At 39.8% G+C, this 7,627-nt stretch carries 5 protein-coding genes; all 5 read left to right on the top strand.

The genetic code is table 11. From position 1 onward, the window contains the following. The first annotated feature begins 173 nt into the window (after nt 1–173). On the top strand, nt 174–1,379 hold the full coding sequence (locus ACNKXS_RS06165) for a site-specific integrase (protein WP_141879162.1): 1,206 nt from the start codon (nt 174–176) through the stop codon (nt 1,377–1,379). Nucleotides 1,380–1,478: 99 nt separating this feature from the next. Next, complete coding sequence (locus ACNKXS_RS06160; protein WP_141876715.1) at nt 1,479–1,898, top strand: HYC_CC_PP family protein; 420 nt, start codon at nt 1,479–1,481, stop codon at nt 1,896–1,898. 108 nt (nt 1,899–2,006) lie between these two features. Then, nucleotides 2,007–5,792, top strand: coding sequence for an efflux RND transporter permease subunit (locus ACNKXS_RS06155; protein ID WP_417920070.1), 3,786 nt, complete (start codon nt 2,007–2,009; stop codon nt 5,790–5,792). After that, complete coding sequence (locus ACNKXS_RS06150; RefSeq protein WP_417920069.1) at nt 5,789–7,012, top strand: TolC family protein; 1,224 nt, start codon at nt 5,789–5,791, stop codon at nt 7,010–7,012. The genes ACNKXS_RS06155 and ACNKXS_RS06150 overlap by 4 nt, the downstream gene beginning before the upstream one ends. Next, a complete protein-coding gene (locus ACNKXS_RS06145; protein ID WP_141876712.1) occupies nt 7,009–7,575 on the top strand; it encodes a helix-turn-helix domain-containing protein in 567 nt (188 codons plus the stop codon). Before ACNKXS_RS06150 ends, ACNKXS_RS06145 begins: the two co-directional genes overlap by 4 nt. The last annotated feature ends 52 nt before the right edge of the window (nt 7,576–7,627 follow it).

Below are 7,627 nucleotides of genomic sequence, written 5' to 3'. Positions count from 1 at the left end.
TCGGGTTATGAGTTTTTGATACTAATATAATAAACTAGCACAATACCTTTGTATATCAATGATTTATAGGATATATATTTAAATTTCATATCATTTAATATCAAACAAAATCAATAAATGTTGTACCTATGTTGTACCTAAAATGAGTATATTTATAATCAAAATATTTTGTGATGGCAACAGTTCGAGTAGTATTAAGAAAGAAGAAAAACAAATCTGGATTACTTCCAATTGCAATTAGGATTACAAAAGACCGCAAAAGCTCTTATCTAAACACAGGTCAATACATCGAAGAAAAATATTGGGATGAAAAAAATCGTAATATTAGGAAATCACATCCTAATTCCAGTATACTGAACAATTTTATTGCGACTAAGGTTGCAGAAGCAAACGATAAGGTCATAAAGTCTGAAATGAACCCTGAATATCAGACGGTTTCAGAAATAAAAAATAAAATTATAGTTACTAAAGGTCTTGATTTTTTTGCTGTAGCAGAAATGCATCTTCAAAATCTTGAGAATAGAAACAAACACCATCAATATGACACTGAATTAGGCAGACTTAAAAAATTCAAGGAATTTCTCGGTAAGGATTCACTTCCGTTCAATAAACTTAATGTTACTGTTCTTAAAAAATTTGAAACCTATCTCTTACATCAAAAAAGCCTTTCGCCCAGAACGGTAGTTAATTATCTTATACTTATTAGAACGGTCTTTAATTTAGCTATTTCTGAAGCAATTACCGATAGAGGTTTATATCCATTTGGTAAAGGAAAAATGACAATTAGGATTCCCGAATCACAAAAAATAGGATTCTCAGCAGAAGAGATTCAGAAGTTAGAAAATGCAGAAGGAATAACGGAAGCCCAACAAAAAGCTATCCATATTTGGCTTGTAAGCTTTTACTTCGCAGGCATAAGAGTTGGTGATGTATTAAAATTAAAATGGTCAGATTTCAATGATGGACGCTTACACTATCGAATGAACAAAAACAGTAAATTAGTTTCTCTTAAAGTACCAGATAAGGCTATAGAAATTTTCAATTTATATAAAGAAGAATCATCATATGGCGGTCTTGTATTTCCCCAGTTAAAAAGTGTAAACCTTAGCGATTCTGAAGAAGTGACAAAGCGAACTCAATCTATAACCAGAAACTTGAACAGAAGACTGAAGATTGCTGCTAAACAACTCGGCATAAATAAAAACATTAGTATGCACATAGCCAGGCATAGTTTTGGAAATATATCCGGGGATAAAATCCCAATTCAAATGTTACAGAAACTATATCGTCATTCTTCCGTAACGACTACTATACGTTATCAAGCTAATTTCATCCATAAAGATGCTGATGATGCATTGGATAGCGTGGTTAATTTTTAAATAAAATATGATTATTTTCTACATCAGTTCAACGTAACAAACAAATTAAATTTGTGTTAATCCCAATAAAAACTGTTAAGATTTTGTAATTTTGCAACAATGAAGCAAGTGTCCCATAAAATATTATCCATTTCGATGGCTTTCGTAGTGATGTTCTCTACAATGTCATTTACCGTGGATATGCACTATTGTGGGGAAAATTTGGTCGATTTCAGTTTATTCTCAAAGGCTGAAGGTTGTGGAATGGAAAAAGCGCAACCCGTAAAAAGTTGTGAGAATCCTAAAATGACTGAAAAATCCTGTTGTACTGACCAGCAAATAGTCAAGGAAGGCAAGGACGACCTTAAAATATCTTTTGACACGCTTTCATTCGAGCAGCAAACGTTCATCGCTGCTTTTACCTTTTCTTATATAAACCTTTTTGAAGGAACCGAATCTAAAGAAGTTCCTTTTGAAGATTACCCGCGACCCTTTGTCAAACGGGATGTGCAAGTGCTGCACCAGACTTTCTTAATTTGATTTGTTAGATTTTTAGAATGAAGCCCAACAGCTACGCTGTAGTGGGCTAAAACTCGTGTTTACCATTATTTGCAACACGCAATTCCAAAACTCTAATAATCAAATGCCATGCTGAATAAGAGCATTAAATTTCTCATAGAAAACAAACTTGTTGCCGTTCTACTTCTCGTCCTATTTGTGGGTTGGGGCGTGGTCAATGCGCCTTTTAATTGGGAAACTGGCTTTTTGCCAACAGACCCAGTTGCCGTAGATGCCATACCTGACATTGGCGAGAACCAGCAAATTGTTTTTACTAAATGGCAAGGCCGCTCGCCACAGGATATAGAAGACCAAATCACATATCCGCTTACCACTTCCCTTCTCGGTATTCCAGGGGTGAAAACCATCCGTAGTTCTTCAATGTTTGGGTTTTCCAGCATCTACATCATTTTTGAAGAAGACATTGAGTTCTACTGGTCACGCAGTCGCATACTTGAAAAGCTGAACTCACTTCCTGCAAACCTTTTACCTAATGGTGTTAACCCATCATTAGGGCCAGATGCCACAGGATTAGGACAGATATTTTGGTATACGTTGGAAGGTCGTGATAAAGATGGCAATGTAACTGGCGGTTGGGATTTACAGGAATTGCGTAGCATACAGGATTACTATGTAAAGTACGGGCTATCATCTGCAAGTGGTGTTTCTGAAGTGGCTTCCATAGGTGGTTATGTTCAGGAATATCAAGTGGATATCGACCCAGAAAAAATGCGCCAATATAATGTGAGTATGGGCGATGTAGTCAAAGCCGTAAAGCAGAGCAATCAAGATATAGGCGCACAAACGCTCGAAATCAATCAAGCCGAATATCTTGTTCGCGGATTGGGTTATGTAAAGTCTATCGCAGACATTGAAAGTGCTGTTGTATATTCTGAAAATTTCACTTCCATCCGTATCAAAGATGTCGCTAACGTTCATTTAGGCCCAGCTACTAGGCGTGGTATTCTCGATAAAGAAGGTGCCGAGGTCGTCGGTGGTGTTGTAGTCGCTCGCTACGGTGCAAATCCGCTGGAGGTTATTAATAATGTTAAGGCTCAGATTGCAGAATTAAGCTCTGGACTTCCCACCAAAACCTTGGCAGATGGTCGCACTTCACAAGTAACCATCGTTCCATTTTACGACCGTACAGAACTTATAGAAGAAACGTTGGACACGCTCAACGAGGCACTTACGCTGGAAATTCTTATAACTATTCTCGTCATTATCATAATGGTATTCAACTTGCGCGCGTCCATCCTTATTTCAGGATTGTTGCCCGTAGCCGTTTTGATGGTTTTTATTACGATGAAGCTCATTAATGTAGATGCAAACATAGTTGCCCTTTCAGGTATTGCCATTGCCATCGGTACAATGGTGGACGTGGGCGTCATACTTGCCGAAAATATGATACGGCATTTAGAAGATGAAAAATTACGCTTTCGCGAAAGCGGAATAGCATTCACAACAAATGAAATCATTTACAACGCAACTGCGGAGGTCTCAGGAGCTATCCTGACTGCAGTTTTAACAACGATTATCAGTTTCCTTCCTGTATTCACTATGATTGGTGCGGAAGGAAAATTATTCCGACCGCTTGCCTTTACCAAAACAATGGCGCTCTCAGCATCGCTTATCATTGCCCTTTTCCTGATTCCGCCTTTTGCAGCATTCCTTTTTCGTAAGACAAACATCAGGAAACGTTCAAAGCATTTATTGAATGGAGTCCTTGCGGTATTGGGTGTGGCTGCATTTATTTATGGCTATTGGTTAGGTTTGATTCTCGTGGCATTTGCGGCTTGTGGCTTTTTCTTTTTACTCAAAGCGAGAAAAGAATACCAGCTACATATTTATAAGTACAGCTTCACGCTGAACCAGAACATCATAAATATTATTATTTCGGCCACAGCGATTGTGCTGCTTCTGGCAGAATACTGGCGACCATTAGGTTTTGACCGCAGCATCGTGATGAACTTAATATTTGTTTCCATCATCTGTTTTGGGTTGCTGGCCGTGTTCTCAATTTTTAGAATCTACTATGAGCGCATCTTGAGATGGGCACTTCAGAACAGGTTTCTATTCTTGATAATTCCCACCACTGTGCTCGTGCTCGGTTTCATTATTATGCGTAATACGGGCAAAGAGTTTATGCCAGCACTCAACGAAGGTTCATTTCTTTTAATGCCTACATCCCTACCACACGCAGGTGTTGAAGAAAACAAGCGAGTCTTGCAACAGCTCGATATGGCTGTGGCAAGCATCCCTGAAACCGAAACCGTGGTGGGAAAAGCTGGAAGAACGGAAAGCGCACTCGACCCAGCACCACTCTCGATGTATGAGAATGTCATTCAGTATAAATCTGAATATATGCGGAATAGTTCTGGCGAGCGACAACGCTATAGGGTCAATGACGATGGATTGTTTGTACTGACGAACGACAAATTTATCATCAACCCGAATAATGAGATTGATGAAGATGCCAACTATGAGGAAGCATCGCTAAAAACGACTGCCACACGTGAAGATTTGATTGAAGATGACGACGGCGAGTACTACCGAAACTGGCGACCGGACATTGAAAATCCAGATGATATTTGGAACGAAATTGTGCGTGTAACCAAGTTGCCAGGCGTTACATCTGCACCCAAGTTGCAGCCCATCGAAACACGACTGGTAATGCTACAAACGGGAATGCGTGCGCCTATGGGCATCAAAGTAAAAGGTCCCGATTTAAAGTCCATAGAAAACTTCGGACTGGAATTGGAAGACATTCTAAAGCAAGCCGAAGGCGTAAAGGAACAAGCTGTTTTTGCAGACCGTATCGTGGGCAAACCCTACTTGCTCATCGATATTAAGCGAGACCAATTGGCTCGATATGGCATATCAATTATGGACGTGCAGGAAATCCTTCAAGTGGCCGTGGGCGGTATGCCACTCACGCAAACCGTGGAAGGTCGTGAACGCTATGCCGTGCGTGTGCGGTATCCAAGAGAATTACGGGCAAATCCAGACGACCTTAAAAATATCTATGTTCCCGTTGAGAAAGGAAGTCCTGTACCGCTGGGTGAATTGGTTGAAATTCGATACGAACAAGGACCACAGGTCATTAAGAGTGAAGACACTTTTCTAATTGGCTACGTGCTATTTGATAAACTCGACGGCTTTGCCGAAGTGGATGTGGTAGAAAATGCCCAAGCCCTGATTCAAGAAAATATTGATAATGGTTCGCTGGTCGTACCACAAGGAATCAGTTACCGATTTACAGGAACGTATGAAAATCAATTACGGGCAGAAAAAACGCTATCGGTAGTTGTGCCACTTTGTTTGCTGGTCATTTTCTTGATTTTGTATTTCCAGTTCAAGTCGGTTTCTGCGTCTCTTATGGTTTTTACTGCCATTGCTGTAGCCTTTGCAGGTGGTTTCATTATGATTTGGTTATACGGTCAGGATTGGTTTTTCAACTTCAGCTTTTTCGGCGAGAATCTACGGGACTTGTTCAATATGAAAACCATCAATTTAAGTGTGGCTGTTTGGGTAGGATTTATCGCCCTTTTTGGTATCGCCACAGATGATGGTGTGGTAATGGCCACCTATTTAGACCAATCCTTCAAAAGCAATGAGCCAGATTCTCAAAAAGGTATAAGGCTCGCCACTTTGGAAGCGGCTGGAAAACGTATCCGTCCGTGTTTGATGACAACCGTAACCACAGTTTTGGCACTACTACCAGTACTCACATCCACAGGAAAGGGAAGCGATATAATGATACCGATGGCGATTCCCATTTTTGGTGGAATGATAATCGATGTTACGTCCTATTTCTTACTGCCAGTCTTATACAGCTGGAAAAAGGAATACCAACTTAAAAGAGCAAACAGATGAAGAAATTAAAATATATACTCGTGTTTTTGTTTGTTTCCGCTTTCGCGAAAGCGCAACAATTACAATCCTACATTCAGGAAGCCGCAGCCAATAATCCAGAAATCCAAGCCTTTGAATTGCGGTACAACATCGCCGAAGAAAAGGTAAACGAAGCCAACTGGATTCCTAATACTGAATTCAGCGCTGGGTATTTTGTGAGTGAGCCAGAAACCAGAGTGGGCGCGCAACGAGCACGCATAAGTTTTAAACAGATGTTGCCTTGGTTTGGGACAATTACTGCAAAGGAAAATTATGCCTCTTCCATGGCAGATGCAGAATATGTGGAAGTCACTATCGCAAAGCGTAAGTTGGCTTTACAGGTCGCTCAATCCTATTACATGTTATACTCCATAAGAGCTAAGCAAAAGGTACTTGACGAGAATATCCAATTGTTGGAAACCTATGAGCGACTAGCGCTCACATCAGTAGAAGTTGGTAAAGCCAGTGCGGTCGACGTTCTGCGATTGCAGATACGACAAAATGAGCTACAGCAACAAAAGGAAGTGCTGGAAGAAGAGTTTGTAGCTGCACAAATTTCATTCAATAACCTGCTCAACCAGGAAGAAAACACTTTACTTGAAACTCCAATTATGATGGAGATCCCGACCGATGATCTTGTCTATAATATGGACAACCTGGTGCTCAATCCTGAGTTGCTCAAGTACGATAAACTTTACGAATCTGTAACCCAATCGGAATTACTCAATCTACGGGAAGCGCAACCTATGTTTGGATTTGGCGTGGATTATTTGCCAGTAACAGGAAATGACAACTCGATGTTTAGCGATAATGGAAAGGACGTTTTGATGCCTATGGTGACAATGACGATTCCCATTTTCAACAATCGGTATAAATCCATCACAAAGCAGAATGAATTACGCCAACAAGAAATAGAATTTCAGAAAAGCAATCAATTGAATGTGTTGGAATCCGCTTTCGCGAAAGCGAACTCCCTACGAAATCAAGCCAAGATAGCATTCCATACGCAAGAAAAAAACCTGAAACAAGCTCGAGATGCGGAGCAGATATTAGTCAAGAATTACGAGACAGGCACCATAGATTTCAACGATGTGCTGGATATTCAGGAACTGCAACTCAAATTCCAGATGAATCAGATAGCATCGATCCAGATGTATTATGAGCAGCAAGCCATGATGAACTACTTAATAAACCAACCGTGATCAAGGATTTCTACATAAAAAACATGGTGTGCAACCGTTGTATCAAGGTGCTTAAAAATGAAATTGAGGCGCAGGAAATACGTTTGATTGAGATTGAGTTGGGCCGTGTACAATTGGATATTGAAAATGAGGATCAACTCAAGGTTTTAGAAAACATCGTCATCAACAATGATTTTGAGATTATCGATTCGGCAGAAGATAGGATTACCGAGCAGGTCAAGATTCAACTATTGAAAATGCTGGAAGATTTACCGCTTGACATGGATGGGAAACTGTCTGATTTATTGATGCAAAAAATGAATCAGGACTATTCCAAAATAAGCAAGGTTTTTTCATCCACCGAAGGTATTACGATTGAGAAATATTTCATCAAACTGAAAATTGAAAAAGTCAAAGAACTCATCCAGACACAGCAACCAAATTTTACTGAAATAAGCCAAATGTTGAATTATAGCCATATCAATCATTTGAGCGGTCAGTTTAAAAATCAGACGGGAATGAGCTTGACAGCTTATAAATCCCAACAGAAAAATTTTAGGAATTCCTTGGACAAAATTATGTAGATAACAACCATAATTATGACACAAGCTGTTGATTTACAGCGGTAATTTTATC

Source organism: Christiangramia marina (assembly GCF_048285865.1).
In the GTDB taxonomy this organism is placed as follows: domain Bacteria; phylum Bacteroidota; class Bacteroidia; order Flavobacteriales; family Flavobacteriaceae; genus Christiangramia; species Christiangramia marina.
The sequence above is the reverse complement of the archived record's forward strand: the minus strand, read 5'-3'. Positions and strand labels throughout refer to the sequence as shown.